At 37.4% G+C, this 16,678-nt stretch carries 8 protein-coding genes; 7 read left to right on the forward strand and 1 reads right to left on the reverse strand.

The features are described 5' to 3' along the window. Window positions 1–30 precede the first annotated feature (30 nt). The 4 genes from CYTFE_RS27625 to CYTFE_RS0121615 are packed head-to-tail and all read left to right on the forward strand — an operon-like array spanning window position 31 to window position 3,021. A complete protein-coding gene (locus CYTFE_RS27625; RefSeq protein WP_052343355.1) occupies window positions 31–759 on the forward strand; it encodes a PspC domain-containing protein in 729 nt (242 codons plus the stop codon). Between the two features lie 5 nt (window positions 760–764). After that, window positions 765–992, forward strand: a complete 228-nt coding sequence (locus tag CYTFE_RS30190) for a hypothetical protein (protein WP_152541717.1) — start codon at window positions 765–767, stop codon at window positions 990–992. 33 nt (window positions 993–1,025) lie between these two features. Then, the gene (locus CYTFE_RS0121610) at window positions 1,026–2,510 is read left to right on the forward strand and encodes a PspC domain-containing protein (RefSeq protein WP_027473525.1); all 1,485 of its coding nucleotides are present in this window, start codon (window positions 1,026–1,028) and stop codon (window positions 2,508–2,510) included. Window positions 2,511–2,520: 10 nt separating this feature from the next. Next, window positions 2,521–3,021, forward strand: a complete 501-nt coding sequence (locus CYTFE_RS0121615; RefSeq protein ID WP_161636243.1) for a DUF4252 domain-containing protein — start codon at window positions 2,521–2,523, stop codon at window positions 3,019–3,021. A 30-nt stretch (window positions 3,022–3,051) separates the two neighbouring features. Here the strand turns inward: CYTFE_RS0121615 and CYTFE_RS0121620 are convergent, their stop codons facing one another. After that, on the reverse strand, window positions 3,052–7,146 hold the full coding sequence (locus CYTFE_RS0121620) for a hybrid sensor histidine kinase/response regulator transcription factor (protein WP_027473527.1): 4,095 nt from the start codon (window positions 7,144–7,146) through the stop codon (window positions 3,052–3,054). A 651-nt stretch (window positions 7,147–7,797) separates the two neighbouring features. On the opposite strand from CYTFE_RS0121620, the gene CYTFE_RS0121625 reads away from it, so the two are divergent. From CYTFE_RS0121625 to CYTFE_RS0121635, 3 genes are all read left to right on the forward strand, one after another. Continuing rightward, window positions 7,798–11,034 (forward strand): SusC/RagA family TonB-linked outer membrane protein, encoded by a 3,237-nt coding sequence (locus tag CYTFE_RS0121625; protein ID WP_154665715.1) that lies wholly within the window; start codon window positions 7,798–7,800, stop codon window positions 11,032–11,034. 13 nt (window positions 11,035–11,047) lie between these two features. Then, a complete protein-coding gene (locus CYTFE_RS0121630; protein WP_027473529.1) occupies window positions 11,048–13,081 on the forward strand; it encodes a RagB/SusD family nutrient uptake outer membrane protein in 2,034 nt (677 codons plus the stop codon). Window positions 13,082–13,506: 425 nt separating this feature from the next. Continuing rightward, window positions 13,507–16,623: a glycoside hydrolase family 2 TIM barrel-domain containing protein gene (locus CYTFE_RS0121635; protein ID WP_027473530.1), complete on the forward strand. Its 3,117-nt coding sequence runs from the start codon at window positions 13,507–13,509 to the stop codon at window positions 16,621–16,623. Window positions 16,624–16,678 lie beyond the last annotated feature (55 nt).

Below are 16,678 nucleotides of genomic sequence, written 5' to 3' on the forward strand. Positions count from 1 at the left end.
TTTGACCATTAAGAAACAAATTATAAACATATGAAAAAAACAGTAAATATAAATTTAAGCGGGAGGGTTTTCTATATAGATGATGATGCTTTTGCTCGTTTAAGAGCATATCTGGATAGTCTTGAGCGTTATTTCAAAAAGCAAGAAGAGGGGCAGGAGATTATCAATGATATTGAAAGTCGTATCGCAGAACTTCTGGGAGATAGAATTTCTGGCAAGACAGGAGTTGTAACCATTGAAATGGTGGAAGAGGTGATAGCAATGATGGGGCAGCCTGAGGATTTTGAGGATGAAGGAGCTGCGTCTGAAACTTCTCATCAGCAGTATGAAAAATATTCATATGGACGCGCGAGCAAGCGCTTGTTTCGTGATGTCGACGGAAGGGTGTTGGGAGGTGTTTGTGGTGGAATCGCCGCCTACTTAAATATGGATCCTGTTATTGTTCGTATTGTTTTTGCCTTGTTTATATTTTTTGGACTCGGAATTACAATTCCCATATATATTATTCTTTGGATAGTGGTTCCTGCTGCGTTAACAACGGCTCAACGTCTTGAGATGCGGGGTGAGAATGTGACTATAAGTAATATTGAGAAGGCAATCCGTAATGAATTTGAGGATGTAAAACAACGATTTAGTAAGGTGCGTGATTCTAAGGTTTATAAAAAAGGGGAGAGTTGGTGGAATAAGTTTTCGAAAGGTGACAAAACGGTTTTGATGATTGTGGTGCTGGTGGTTTCTATGTTTTTTTTTGCCAAATGATACCTATGGAAGTATTTCAGCCTACAATGATACAGCATGTGAACTTTCAATTGGGGCATATTGCTTTTCTGCAATTACCTGCCATGTTTGTGATGGTGTTGGTACTGTTGGTCATTGGTTTTGTGTTTAAATCGCTATTCAAATTTATTATTTACCTGATTGCTTTTGTATTTCTGGTTGTTGTAGGACTTAAGGTGATTGGCTTTTTATGGAGTATTTTATTTATGTATTGACGGCGCCTTTGCTAATTGTTTAAAACATTAAAAATGAAGAAGACATTATATATTAACCTAAATGGTTTTGCTTTTCATATTGATGAGGATGCATATGATAAGCTGAATCAATATTTGCGAAAAATTGAAGGTAGTTTTCCAGATAAGGATGAAGCCAAAGAAATTGTTAGTGATATAGAGGCACGTATAGCGGAGCTTTTCAGTGGGAAAAAGAAATCTTCTGAACAGGTCATTACATTGAAGGAAGTAGAAGAGGTAATAGATACGATGGGTGAACCGCAGGAAATTGCTGATGAGGATCAAGCAGAGCCTCAGTCTGATGGTAGCAATGCATCCATGCCCGGCTCTCCGCTTTATAAAAAACGATTGTATCGCGATCCTGAGAGTCGCGTATTGGGGGGCGTGTGTGGTGGCTTGGGCGCTTATTTTGATATGGACCCGCTTGTGTTCCGCGTCATCTTTATTTTGGCATTTGTTCTTTATGGTGCTTCTTTGCCAGTGTATGTGGTATTGTGGATAGTAATGCCTAAGGCATTAACCATCACCCAAAAGCTTGAAATGAAAGGACCCGCAGGTTATGAGTCATGGGAGCAGCACCTGAAGAATGAATATAAAGAGGTGGCTGAAAAATTTAAGCAGTCTAGGGCTTATAAGGATTTTTCAGGATCATTCTCTAAAAGAACGGACGTGGTGGGCGATGCGCTTCGGACTTTGTTGCGCATTGTGGTGTCTGTTGTGGGGGTTGTGCTGATGTTTATTGCGATCGCCTTCTTAGTATCACTTATCGTGACTTTTACCCTTGGCTTTACAATAATGGACTTTTCAGGGGTAGGCAATTATTTTACCTCTCTTCCTGCTTTGTTTGTGGGTGCCGAAGATATGGTGATTGGAAGTGTTGGATTGGTACTGGTGACTTGTATACCACTTATTGTTTTGTTTTACTTGGGCTTTAAGCTGGTGTTCCGGTTTAGATCTAAGTATAAAATAGTAGCAGTGTCTTCTTTGGTACTGTGGATAGCCGGATTAATTTTATTGTTTTATGCTTTTGCAAGAGTGGCCAGGGAGTATAGGGTGACTGAAGATGTGTATCAAAATGAAAAGTTGGAATTGCCACAAAGCAGTGTTGTTTACCTGAAAGCCAATGTGAATACCTATATGCCAACGTACCATGATCATTTGTTTGATTTTAATCGGTTGGATATTTATTGTGCTGATAATAAATTGTATGTACAGGGAAGACCTAGGATAGACCTGGTTCGAGGTGATTCGTTTGCTATCGAAATAAAAAGAAGTGCCAAGGGAAAATCCATTTCACAAGCAAAAATTAACTGCCAGGATATTGAGTTTTTTTGGATGCTTAGGGATTCTACCATACATATAGATCCTTTATTTACTCTTCGTGCAAATAGTAAATTGAGAGATCAGGGCTTAAATGTTGTCATATTAGTTCCTGAGAGTGTTCAAGTGGAAGTGGCAGATGAGTTAGAGTGGGTTGTAAATAATAGACTTGATGATTAAATTTAAACATATGAAAAAAAGTGTAAGAGTTTTTGTAGTAATATTATGCGTTGGTATTCATAGCTTGTCAGTGTTTTCCCAGCAGAAAATAGCGAAGCGTATGTTTGATGATTTCCGCATCTTGGATGAAGTGACCTATCTTTCTTTTTCTAAAAACATGCTCGACTTTATTGATTTTGATGTAGATGGTGATCAGGATGGTGAGGAATATAGTGTAACCGGAGATCTCAATGAGGTAAAGCTGGTATTGTATAAACCGGATGTTTTACCCGACATAAGCTTTATGGAACAGGTTCGTAAGTATATGAAAAAGGGTAATTATAGCCAGGTGGAGGATGACGATGATGACGAAGAATCGGAAATATGGGTGCAGCGTAAAGGCAAAAAAGTATATGAGTGCCATATTATTTTTCAAGGAGATAAAAATGGCATCTTGCTTTCATTTTTTGGTGATTTCAGAATCAAAGATGTTGATGTGCTTAAGCGTAAGATAGAGGATTATAAAGATTAATCTTGTTTTTGGCTTATAAAATGGCTCATATTATTTCGAATTTGTGTGGTGTTTTTTTTGATATTCACTGGGAGTTATATTAAACTCATTTTTAAAACACGAAGAAAAATACTTTGGATCAGAAAAACCTACCTCGTAGGCAACCTCTGAAATGGACGTGATATTGTTTTTCAGCATTAAGCTGGCATGCTTAAGTTTGATATTTCTTATGAATTCAATGGGCGATAGGCCGGTTATGGTTTTGATTTTTCTGTAAAGTGAAGATTTTGAAAGGTTTAGTTCGGAGGCAAACATATTGATGTCGAATGTAGTCTCTGAGATGTGCGTTTCTATGATGGAAATGGCCTGGTTTAAAAAATGTTCATCCATGGAGTGATTTTCCAATGACGATACATTGATTTCTAAATTTGTTTTGAATTCTTTTTGTTTGTTTTGTTTATGAGAGACGAAATTGTTAATCCTGGCCTGTAGAACCTTCATTTCAAATGGTTTTGAAATATAGGCGTCGGCGCCGGCGTTGTAACACTCTATTCGGTCGTTAATGCTATTTTTAGCAGTTAGTACGATGATGGAGATATGACTGGTTTCTAGGTTGTTCTTTATTGTTTTACAGAGTTCTATACCGTCCATTTTTGGCATCATTACGTCACTTACCACAATATCAATGTCAGTGGATTTTATTAGTTCTAAAGCTTCCAGTCCATTGGTGGCTGTTTTTACATGATAGGTCTTAGCCAATATTTGACTCATCAGTTTTAATAAATCCTGATTATCTTCTACAATTAGGATTGTAATGTTTGATAAATGATTTGAATTTTCATTGTCTGTATCAAAATCTTCGGCTGTGTTGCTGATTTGTGCATCCTGATTTTCGGTAATCTCCATAGATATGGGTGCTGACGTTTCTTCAAAGGTGTAACTTGCCTTGTCGATGGGAATTTTAATGGTAAAAGTAGTTCCTTTGTTTAATTCGCTGTCTACTGAAATAGTGCCATAATGTAACTCTACAAGATCCTTACTTAAGGAGAGTCCTATGCCGTGTGTATCACTTGCCGATAATGTTTTGTTGGTATAAAAACGGGTAAATATTTTATCCAGATTGTTGTGCGCGATTCCAGCACCTGTATCGCTCACTTGAATGGTTAAAAAAGTATGTTCTTTTTCCAAGATAGTAGTTAGACTTACCTGAACAGTGCCGTTTATAGGGGTGTATTTAAATGCATTGGACAATAAGTTGAATAGTATTTTGTCAATTTTATCCGCATCAAAATAGGCATTGATCTCTTTTTTAGAAGAAGAGAAGGTGAATGTGATGTGCTTCTTGTTGAAAATAGGTAAGAAATGATTGTGGCAGATATCGTTAATAAAGGCAGCAATATCTGAATGTGTGATGTTGAGTTTCATCCTGCCACTTTCAATTCTTCTAAAGTCAAGAATTTGTTGTAGTAACCTCTTTAGTCTGACAACATTGGATCTCATCAGTGTAAATTGTGGTATTTTTTGCGATACCGTTGTTTCTATATCATCAATAAGGCAGGATATGATGGTTAAAGGGGTCAGTAAATCGTGTGATATATTGGTGAAATATTTAAGTTTTGTTTGGGTTAGCTCTTCTGTTTTGTTTTTTTCAAATTCAGTCATTTTTACCTTGTTTCGCAGTTTTATTCTTCCCATCATAATGTAAATAAGAGCGTATATGACAAATGAAATAAGTAAAAAGTATAGTACAAATGCGGTATTTGTTTCATAGATCGCAGGTTCTCTAATTATTTGAAGGGTGGTGATATGGTTGCCCCAAAGGTTATGTGCATCGGATGCCTTCACCATAAAGTTATACTGTCCTTTTTTTAGCTGACTATATACAGCAAACTGTCGTCCCTCATCCACATAAACCCATTGGTCGTCAATGCCATCTAGTTTGTATGCATATCGAATTTTGTTGGGGTTGCTAAAGTTTAATGCGGAAAAGTATAATTCAATATTCTTATCTGTAGGTGATAAGGTTAATGTGTTCTGCGATTTATCATATTTGTTAATTTTGTCTGGCGTTAGTATCGATTCATTTTGAATCTTTATGTCGGTTATTTTAACTTTTTGTTCTCTTGGTGATGCTAATAAATGTTCTGAGGGACTGAATCGGGAGTACCCTCTATTGCCAGCAATATATATGTGTTTTGAATCTTTTGTTTTGTATAAGGCATTTTTTAGGTGTGAGTTAATCTGCATACCATCAGATGAAGAGTAGGATATGGATGCGTTGTTTTGGGGATTGAATTCGATGACTTTTTTGTATGTTGTAATCCAAATGTTGTTGTATTTATCTGATATGATATCTAGGATGGCCTCTCCCTTTAGTCCACAATCAGATGTTCTGTCGGTCATTGTTTTGCTGGTTGTATTATAAGCAATTAGACCTCCGTTTTTTTTGCCAATCCAAATGGTACCGCTAAGATCAGCAGTGATGGTTTCTAGGTGACTGTTTAATAACTTGTCAGTAATGTGTTTGAAGGATAGTTTTGCAACCAGGGAGTCACTTAGGGTATGTGGAATGGCTATTTTATATATCCCATTTTTATCGGTACTTATCCATAGTGCATTATTGTTGTCTTCTGTTATAGAAGTAATCGTTGGAAAATTTTTGTGAACAAGTATTGTTTTTTTTGAACCAGCGGGTTGTGCAAATAAAGCCTTGTTGGTAGCTATCCACACATTAGATTGTTTGTCTTCGTAAATCATAGATGGTATTCCTGGATTTTTAAGAATTGTATCTAGATTAAGCTCGTGTGTGTTATTTATTTCTTTGCCGTTTTTTTGAATGCAAAGTATCGTGCCGTTTTCTACATTGCTAATCCATATTTCGTTCTGACCTGCAATGTATGTTATGAGATTTATCTTTTTTAATTTTGATTTGGTTTCTAATTCTTTTATTTCTTCGTAGTATCTAATGTTTTGTTGTTTCGGGGAGTACACAAAAAGACCAACCCTATTTTGGTTGAACCAAATATCTCCGTGGCCGTCTTCGCAAATAGCAGTAAAGGATGGAGCTATGTTGTTTTTGTTTTGTAATATGTGAATAGGGAAGTTTTCTATAAGGGGTTTGTTAAAATCTATCTTAAAAACTCCCTCACTGAATGCACCAATCCATAGGTTGCCTTCTTTGTCTTTACTTATTTCACTAAAAATATTATTGGTTTTCTTTAGCATGTGACGCGTGTCAATGTTTTTTAACTCGCCGGAATCATCATATTGATAGGTGCTTACTCCGGACATGGACATGGCCCAGATGTAACCTAAGTTTTCGTCCTGCACAAAACTGAAAAAACGATTGTCTTTAATGTCATTTTTCCATGGAGCTAATGCTATTTTTTGGTATGGACTGTTCGAAAAAGAGTTCGGATTAAAAAGGTACAGACCTTCATCCCAATTGCCTATCCAATAATTATTGTGGGTATCCTGGTATATTTTAAAAGGATTATCAAAAACGCCAATCCTAGGCTGTTTAATAAAGGTGTTGGTCTCCTTATTGTACTTGTAAAGACCGTGCCCCCATAATGCGAGCCATATGTTTTGATAGTTATCTTCAAAAATATGATTAACACTTGCGTTGGGAAGTGAGTGGGAGAGCCGGGGATTGTTCATGTAGTTCTCGCGGATACTAAAGTCGGGATTGTAACGTGTCACCCCATTGCTGTAACCTACCCAAATGGTACTATCTGAAGCATTCAGTATATTATAAATGGTTTTGTGTTGTAGTGTGGAGTCGGGGTGGGGGGTGATTTCGTATGTCTTCTTATTTAGGATACTAAGACCTTCGTAAGTGCCAATCCAAATATGATCATTAAAATCTTCTGTTATAGACGATATTTTGTTACTGCTTAATAAATGGGGTTTGTTTAGGTCTGAGCGAAATACTTTCATCATATACCCATCATAGCGACAAAAACCATCTTGGGTCCCAAACCACATGTACCCTTCTTTGTCCTGGAATAATTTTAAAACAGAATTGGAAGGTAATTGGTCCATGATAGGTAGTTGGTAGACTCTCATGTTTTGCGCGAATGTCAGTTGGGCTAGCCCAATGCCAATGTAAGTAAGAAGGAATGTATATAAGGATTTAATTTTCATGTGTTTAAGTTTTTTTTATAGCGCCTATGTGGAATGTACCATGGTTATTCTCCTCAGATAGAATGATTGTGGTGTACGTTGTTTTCTGATTATCTATTTCCACTGGGTTTTAAAAGCTTTGTAGAACCGACTTCTGTGCTGAGCAAAGGTATGTAATGTTCTGTTGGTGTATATGTAATATGCTTGTTAAATTGGTTTAATCGTTTTTTATGAACTTGTTGATGTGAATAAATATAAATGTAATTAATGAGAATTTATATTTAAATCTTTTGTTGCATCCCTTTTTATGACTGTGATTTTACTTTCTTTCCACTTGCATGCTTTCGTTTTTACATATTTTCACAAATAGAAGGGGCGAATAAACATTCATTATGGTAGAAAAAACCGTCAGTCCATAAGGTTAATTATTTGAAAATCAGCATGTGAATTAAAATTCGTCCAATGTGAAATATGCGTCTCCTCTTTCTTTGCTGAAAATACTCACATTTGCAGTGTTAACAATTCTTAATTTATAAATAAAAAAACAAATGAATACTACCAATGGAGTTTGTGCTAAAAGGTTTCTTTTAAACAAGAGACAAAGAAAGAAAACAACGGAGTAGAATGAAAGGTGTTGTAAATTTTTCGAATAACTAATCTATTATATGAAGTATGAAAAAGATAATTAAATTGATGAATCAAAAAAAGTCAAGCTACACTTGTTTTTCTCGCAATGTGTTAGTGATTTCTTTTATGCTGTTTTTGGGGTTGATTCCGTTTAATAGTTATGCGCAAGAAAGCATAATTGTGAAGGGGAATATTAAAGATTCGGATTCAGGAGAAGCACTTATCGGAGTAGCCATTGTTGTGGAAGGCACAACAACTGGGACGATTACAGATGTAGAAGGAAACTATAGTATTGCAGCTCCACAGGATGGAGTATTGCTTTTCTCTTATTTAGGTTACACGTCAAAAAGTATAGAAATAAACAGGCAGTCGATCATCAATGTGACTCTAACCAGTGATTTGGCAGAGTTAGGTGAAATCGTTGTGGTGGGTTTTGGCACGCAAAAAAAGATTAATGTTACGGGTTCTGTCGCAACAGCCAGTTCTAAAGATTTGGAGGAGCGTCCGGTTGCGAATGCTGTGCAGGCCTTACAGGGAGTGATACCAGGCCTTAATATTTCTACCAGTGGAAATGGTGGAGAATTGAATGCAAAAAAAACTATTGATGTTAGAGGTACAGGTACCATTGGTGATGGATCGAGTGGTTCTCCCTTGGTTTTAATAGATGGAATGGAAGGTGATATCAACACCTTAAATCCACAAGACATTGAAAGTATCTCTGTGCTTAAAGACGCGGCAGCATCTTCAATTTATGGTTCACGTGCACCTTTTGGAGTAATCTTAGTGACTACGAAAAGTGGAGAGAAAGGAAAAACTGTGATCAATTATAATAACAACTTTAGATTCAATACGCCCATATTATTGCCTGATATGCAAGATTCCTGGGAGTTTGTTAACTTTTATGATGACGCAAACTTTAATGTGTCAAATTCTCATTTGTATAGTGAGAGTTATAAGGAGTTGGTTCATGATTATTATACCGGGAAATTAGATCCCACAGACGTTGCCTATGAAGGTGGTGGTGGAAAATGGAATTATGATTATACCTATGCCAATGTTGATTGGCTAAAAGAATACTATAAAACATGGTCTCCTTCTCAAGAACATAATATGAGTATCAGTGGAGGAAAGGGCGGTATTACCTATTACGTGTCTTCTAACTATATGACACAGGATGGCTTTATGAGATATGGAACAGAAAATTTCGACAGATATAGTATCAATGGCAAGATATCAGCACAATTATCTGACTATGTTAAGGTTGATTATTCAAGTCGATTTATTCGTTCTGAATATGAAAGACCTACCGCCATGAATGACAGTTTTTATGATCATATTCTTAGGCGAGCACGTCCAACCAGAGCCATCAAAGATCCCAATGGATATTATATGTCTGATATTAATTACATACAAACCATGTCAGAAGGGGGACGTCATAAGGAACAAAATGACAAGCTAACTCAACAAGTAAGAGCAACCTTTACGCCTATTAAGGATCTGAATATTATTGGAGAAATGAACGTTACTACAGGAGATGATTGGACACATTGGGATCAAAACAGGGTTTTTTCTCATTATGCCAATAACCCTGAGAGTACTTATAAAGCACTTACAAGTCCAGGTAATGATCAGGTTCATGAATACGCCTATAAATCTACTTTTATAAATCCTAATGTTTTTGGTAATTACAAGAAAACAATGGGGGATCATACATTGGGAGGTACTTTGGGATTCCAATCGGAGCAAATGAAATACCGTAAAATGAGTGCGCAGCGCACGGATATGATTACCAATGATTTGCCAATATTGAACTTGACTACCAATGACGATAATATGTCTATAATGGGACAATACGAGGAGTGGAGTACGGTTGGTTTCTTTGGAAGACTTAATTATGATTATTATGGAAAGTATCTGGCAGAGTTTAATTTAAGATATGATGGAACATCTAGGTTTAGAGCAGAAAAGAGATGGGTTTGGACTCCATCTGTTTCATTAGGATGGAATATTGCCAGAGAAAATTTTTGGGAGCCTATTTCAGGAACGATCAATACGTTTAAATTGAGAGGGTCTTATGGTGTGCTTGCAAATCAAAATACAACCAATTGGTATCCTACATATCAAACAATACCTACCGGTTCTTCTAATGGTAATTGGCTTATTAATGGTGCTAAACCGAATACAGCCAGTGTTCCTTCGTTGATATCAACGTTTCTGACTTGGGAAAGCGTAAAAACGACCAATATTGGAGTTGATGTGGGCGCCCTAAATAATCGTTTGACCGGTTCTTTTGATTATTTCGAGAGAAAAACTGAAGATATGGTTGGTACAGGTGTGGAATTGCCTGCCACCTTAGGTATTGGTGTCCCTAAAACCAATAATACGGATTTAAAAACATTCGGTTGGGAGCTGGAGTTGAAATGGAGAGATAAAATTGGTGATTTAAGCTATGGACTTAGGTTGAACGTATCTGATTCACGTACAAGAATCTTAAGCTATGGTAATCCTACTCAGAGTTTGTCAAAATATCGTTCAGGTGCATTGACAGGTGAAATTTATGGATATACAACCATTGGGATAGCTAAGTCAGATGAAGAAATGAATGCGCATTTGGAATCTCTTGACAATGGTGGTCAGTCTGCTCTAGGTAGTAATTGGGCAGCAGGAGATATTATGTATGCCGACGTTAATAATGATGGAAAAGTTGATAATGGTAATAATACCTTGAACGATATGGGTGACCTAAAAAAAATAGGTAATAAAACTCCGCGTTATCGTACCGGTATTAATATTGATGCCGCATGGAAAGGATTTGATTTTAATATGTTCTGGCAAGGTGTTCTGAAGCGTGATTTTGATCCAGGTGAAAATAGTATGGTTTTCTGGGGAGCTACAGGGAGTGGACAGTGGTGGTCAACAGCGCTTCATGAACATCTTGATTATTTTAGAGCTGATCCAACGCACCCGCTAGGGCAAAATATGGATGCATATTACCCTCGCCCTTTATTCAACAATAAAAATCATAAAGCTCAAACAAGATATTTACAGAATGCAGCTTACTTGCGTTTGAAAAACCTTCAGTTTGGATATACTTTACCCACAGCGTTGGTCAATAAAATTGCACTGCAGAAAGTTAGGTTATTTGTTTCGGGAGAAAACTTGTTAACATTTACAAGTTTATCAAAAACTATGGATCCTGAAACAGCAGGAATCGGAAAACAAGGAGGTACTGTTTATCCGTTGTCACGTACGTATAGTTTTGGTTTGAGTGTTAACTTCTAAAAAAATGAGAGCAATGCAAAATAATTTATATAAGACAATAGCTAAAAGTTTAATTGTAGGAGTGTCTGCCTGCTTTATGGCAGGATGTAATGACTACTTGGATGTAACTCCTCCGTCACAAATTTCACCAGAGAAGTACTTGATGGATGAATCTCATTTGGCAGCGTATACGGTTAAGTATTATGCAGATTATGGTAACTATAATGGAGGAAGCGATTCGAAAGGAGGAATGCTCCCTAGTCATTATGGTAGTGGAGGTGAGTCTTTTTATTTTGATGACTTAGCCACCGATAATGAAACAACAAGAGGATCTAGTAGTCGTTTCGTTCCTGGTCTCTGGACGGTAGGTGCAACTGGCGGCGAATGGAACTTCTCTAATATTTATGCATTGAATTATTACTTAACAACTGTTTCAGAACGGTTTGAAGCGGGAGAAATAAGTGGTAACTCTGCGAATATTGGACATTATGTTGGAGAAGGTTATTTCTTACGTGCGCATGAGTACTTTTATCGATTAAGGAAGCTAGGCGATTTTCCTATTATTAAGGAACCCTTACCTGATGCGCAAGAGTTGCTAACTGAGGCATCTAAAAGACAGCCTCGTAACGAGGTGGCGCGCTTTATATTAGAAGATTTAGATAAAGCGATTGATTTGTTGTTGGACAATCCTTCGGGAGGGAAAACTCGTATCACACGTAATGCTGCTTTGTTACTTAAGTCTAGAGTTGCCTTGTTTGAGGCTACCTGGCTAAAATATCATGCCGGTACTGCCTTGGTTCCTAATGGTACAGACTGGCCCGGTGCGAATAAGGAGTACAATAGTAATTATAGTTTTCCAAGTGGCAGTTTGGGTAATGAAGTGGACTTTTTCTTAACAGAGGCAATGAATGCTTCAGAAGAAGTTGCAGAAGCCATCAGCCTGGTGTCTAATAATAGCGTTATACAGGAAAGTGCAAGTCAGGCTCTTAATATGTATTATGACATGTTCGCAACACCTGATCCATCGTCGTATGATGAGGTAATAATGTACAGAGAGTATTCGGTCGATTTAGATAGAGCGCATAGCTTCAATCACTATATTTATCATGGTGCACAAAAAGGCTATACGCACCAAATGGAGCATTCTTTTCTAATGCAAAATGGTCTGCCAGTATATGATGTAGCAAGTGGTTATCAAGGTGATGATTATATCCAAGACACAAAGGTTAACCGAGATACTAGATGGCAATTGTTTATGAAAGCCCCAGGTGAAGTTAAGGCATTTAAAAATATCGATGTTCCCGAAATGTTTGATATAGCGCCAGAAGTTTATAGTTCCGACGGTAAGTATTCAACGTCAACGGGCTATATGTTGGGTAAAGGTTTTGCCTTGGATTATAATATGCAAATTTTAGGTCAAGATATTGTTGCACCCGTCATCTTTAGAGCAGCGGAGGCGTATTTGACTTATATTGAAGCTAGTTATGAGAAAACAGGAACCATTAATGCTACAGCAGATTCTTATTGGAGAGCAATTCGTGCGAGGGCTGGAGTAGATGAAGATTATAATAAAACGATTGCTGCAACAGATATGAGTCAGGAAGCATTATATGATTGGGGAGCCTATTCGCATGGTGTTCTTATTGATGCAACTTTATATAATATTCGTAGAGAGCGTCGATGTGAATTGATTGGTGAAGGGCAACGTTATAATGACCTTATTAGGTGGAGAGCCATGGATCAATTGAATGATTTTCAGGTGGAAGGATGTAAGATTTGGGGGCCAATGCAAAATGATTATGCTGATGGACTCTTATTGGCAGATCAAGCTGATGAAAAAGACAATACGATATCTTCTTCGAGCTTGAGTGAGTATTTAAGACCATATCAAATTGTACAATCTAATAACAATTATTATAACGGGCTTAATTTTACAGAAGCACATTATTTGGAGCCCATTGCTGTTCAACATTTTCTTATAACAGCAAATGATGGAGAAACAATTTCCACATCTCCGATTTATCAAAACCCAGGATGGCCTACTGTTTCTGGTCAGGGTGCAGAATAGTAATTGTCATACAAAATAATATAGATATAGGGATCATATCCCTTATCTATATTAGATAAAATGAAGTGGTTGTTTGGCAAGGTTTAGCCTACACAGATGAATAGGTTGTTTCATTGGTAAGAGATGCTTTGGGCCTAAGTGCTTCAAGTGAAGGTGTTTTGATATAAAAATCTGGTAATTGTATTGTCTTTGATATTACAAATAAGGTGCACAGCGAGAGCTTGATGGGCTTAACATATATGTCTTGGCAGAAGTTTTTGGAGGGAGTATAAATTATACCCTACATAACCTTGTGGTAAGGGATGTCAATGGAAAGTTGTCAAAGTAAAGGGTGCAGTTGGAGGAATTTATTGGAAAATAAGGTGAAGAGGGCAAGTCTGGATTTTGCATTAAAATTATTAACAATATAAAAATATTATAGTATTATGCACAAGCTTTTAGTACTAATAACATTGTTCATTTGTGGAAGTGTTTTTGCAGAGGACAAAGTGCCCGATTGGGAGAATCCTCAGGTATTTGGAATCAATAAGGAAGAAACCAAAGCTACTTTTGTGCCATATCAAAGTCTGCAAGCTGCCAAAATAAATAAGTATGAAGATTCAGATTGGTATTTGTCGTTGAATGGTGTATGGAAATTTAATTGGGTATATAAACCGGAAGATAGACCCGTTGGTTTTTATACAGATGATTTTGATGTAAGTGATTGGGGGGAGATGCCTGTTCCTGGAAATTGGGAATTAAATGGTTATGGAACACCAATCTATACGAATATAACCTATCCATTTGCCAAGAATCCTCCTCTGATCGATCACAGTCATAATCCTGTTGGTAGTTATAAGCGAAGCTTTCAGCTGCCAGAGAATTGGGAACATCGTAGGGTATTTATTCATTTCGAAAGTGGTGCAGCGGCTATGTATGTGTGGGTGAATGGACAAAAGGTGGGATATAGTCAGAATACCAAAAGTCCTACCGAATTTGACATTACGGATTTTGTAAAAACGGGTGAGAATAGTGTTTCGGTGGAAGCTTATCGTTGGAGCGATGGTTCTTATTTAGAAGACCAGGATTTTTGGCGACTGTCGGGATTTGATAGGGGGATCTATCTGTACAGTACTGACCATCTTCGTATTGCGGATTTCTTTGCCAAAGCAGGTTTGGATGGGAATTATAAGAATGGAATCCTGGATATAGAGGTGGATGTAGCTAATAAGCTTAAAAATAACGCACAGGTGAGTCTTGGCGTTCGCCTGATTGATGGAAGAGATAAGACTGTTTTTGCGCAAGATACGAAGGTGGAAATAGGTGGTGATGTTCAAAAAAGATTGCATATAAAGGGAAATGTCACTAAGGCCCATAAATGGAGTAATGAAACACCGTATTTATATACCTTATTGCTTTCGTTAATGGATAGTGAGGGGCAATTGATAGAGGCCGTTTCTTGTAAAGTTGGTTTTAGAACGGTTGAAATTAAAAATGCGCAATTATTATTGAATGGCAAACCGCTATTGGTTCGTGGAGTGAACCTGCATGAGCATAACGCTTATGCAGGTCATGTGGTTGATGAGGAAACAATGATGAAGGATATTGCTCTGATGAAACAGCATAACATCAATGCTGTGCGTCTAAGTCATTATCCGCATAGTACCTTATGGTATGACTTGTGTGATAAGTATGGACTGTTGCTTGTGGATGAGGCGAATATAGAAACGCATGCCATGGGGGCAGAGTGGCAGGCTTGGTTTAATAAAGATAAGCACCCGGCTTACTTGCCTGAATGGGCAGATGCGCATAAAGATAGGATAAAACGTTTGTTTGAGCGTGATAAAAACCACCCTTCGGTTATTATTTGGAGTTTGGGCAATGAGTGTGGAAATGGACCTGTATTTTATGATATGTACGACTGGTTAAAAAAGGAAGACCCAACGCGTATGGTTCAGTTTGAACAGGCCGGACAAAACCGTAATACCGATATCGTTTGTCCCATGTACCCGGGTATCAAATCCATGAAAAAATATGCTGAACGTACCGATGTAACGCGTCCGTTTATTATGTGTGAATATGCACATGCGATGGGTAATAGCAATGGTAATTTTCAGGAATATTTCAATATCATTCAGGTAAGTAGCCATATGCAAGGTGGATTTATTTGGGATTGGGTAGATCAGGGTTTATTTGCGACTGATGATTCTGGAAGAGATTATTTTGCCTATGGTGGCGATATAGGTGGTTATAAATATACCCATGATCAAAATTTCTGCGCGAATGGATTGGTTTCGGCTGATAGAGTTGAGCATCCGGGACTAATGGAAGTGAAAAAAGTTTACCAGGATATTTTGTTTTCAGCAAAGGATATTCGTAAAGGGGTTGTTACAATTCAAAATAGATTTTTAGATCGTAATTTAAAAGATTATAGGTTTAAATGGGTGCTAAAGAAAAATGGTGCGTCTGTTCGTGAAGAGATATTTAAGGTGTCTTTGTCGGCTGGTTTGTCTAAAGATGTAAAGCTTGCTTTACCTCTTTGGAATGCAGAAAAGGGAGTAGAATATACACTTGGCATCTATGCTTACACGATGAGTGATGGTGTCTTTTTACCCCAAGGGTTTGAGATAGCTAGGGAACAGTTCGTTTTTGATACGAATGATTATTTTAACCAGTCTGTCAATGCCGAAGGAGCACTTGAAGTGGTTGAAAATGATTATCGTGTTGATGTAAAGGCGGGAAATGTTGATGTGAGGATTGACAAGAGGAGTGGATTGTTGTCGGGTTATAAGGTGGATGGAATAAACTTGTTGAATGGTGGCCCAGAACCTGATTTTTGGAGAGCTGCCACTGATAACGATTATGGTAATGGAATGCCATCGAAATTAAATGTCTGGCGATCGGCAGGTCGAAATCGCTTACTAAAGTCTGTTACAGTTTCTGAAGAAGATAGTTGTGTTTTGATTCATAGTGAGTTGTGGCTTTTGGATGTGTCTAGTCCTTACTTTATCTCCTATTCCATCTTTCCTGATGGGAGCATTCAGGTCCAAGTGAAATGGGAAGCAGGAAGAGATGATTTACCTGAGTTACCTCGTTTTGGTATGCAAATGCGACTGGCAAAGGAGTTTGATCATTTTAAATATTATGGTCGTGGACCATGGGAAAATTATTCAGACAGAAATACGGCAAGCTTATTGGGTATATATGAAAGTAGTGTGAAGGATCAAAGAGTTGATTATATACGTCCACAGGAAAATGGAAATAAAACAGATGTTCGATGGCTCACGCTAACCAATGATAAAGGGATGGGTATTAGAGTTCGAGGATTGCAAGCCTTGAGTGTGAAAGTGGCCCATAATCCAACAGAAGATTATGATGCTGGCTTATCTAAAAAGCAAATGCATCCTTCTGACATTACGCCTCGCCATCAGGTTTATTTAAATGTTGATTTAAAACAGCGGGGCTTGGGAGGAGATGATAGTTGGGGACGCTATCCGCATCAACCATATTTATTACTGGATAAAACATATAGTTATGGTTTTGTTATCAGCGTTGTGAAATAGTGATTAAACAATCGAAGAAAATCTAATTAATTTAATGAATAAGCACAATGAATAA

Source organism: Saccharicrinis fermentans DSM 9555 = JCM 21142, assembly GCF_000517085.1.
Taxonomy (GTDB): domain Bacteria; phylum Bacteroidota; class Bacteroidia; order Bacteroidales; family Marinilabiliaceae; genus Saccharicrinis; species Saccharicrinis fermentans.

Bases quoted from the DNA above. Each gene is read 5' to 3' on its own strand.
- CYTFE_RS27625 (WP_052343355.1), top strand. From the start codon at position 31: ATGAAAAAAACAGTAAATATAAATTTAAGCGGGAGGGTTTTCTATATA.
- CYTFE_RS30190 (WP_152541717.1), top strand. From the start codon at position 765: ATGGAAGTATTTCAGCCTACAATGATACAGCATGTGAACTTTCAATTG.
- CYTFE_RS0121610 (WP_027473525.1), top strand. From the start codon at position 1,026: ATGAAGAAGACATTATATATTAACCTAAATGGTTTTGCTTTTCATATT.
- CYTFE_RS0121615 (WP_161636243.1), top strand. From the start codon at position 2,521: ATGAAAAAAAGTGTAAGAGTTTTTGTAGTAATATTATGCGTTGGTATT.
- CYTFE_RS0121620 (WP_027473527.1), bottom strand. From the start codon at position 7,146: ATGAAAATTAAATCCTTATATACATTCCTTCTTACTTACATTGGCATT.
- CYTFE_RS0121625 (WP_154665715.1), top strand. From the start codon at position 7,798: ATGAAAAAGATAATTAAATTGATGAATCAAAAAAAGTCAAGCTACACT.
- CYTFE_RS0121630 (WP_027473529.1), top strand. From the start codon at position 11,048: ATGCAAAATAATTTATATAAGACAATAGCTAAAAGTTTAATTGTAGGA.
- CYTFE_RS0121635 (WP_027473530.1), top strand. From the start codon at position 13,507: ATGCACAAGCTTTTAGTACTAATAACATTGTTCATTTGTGGAAGTGTT.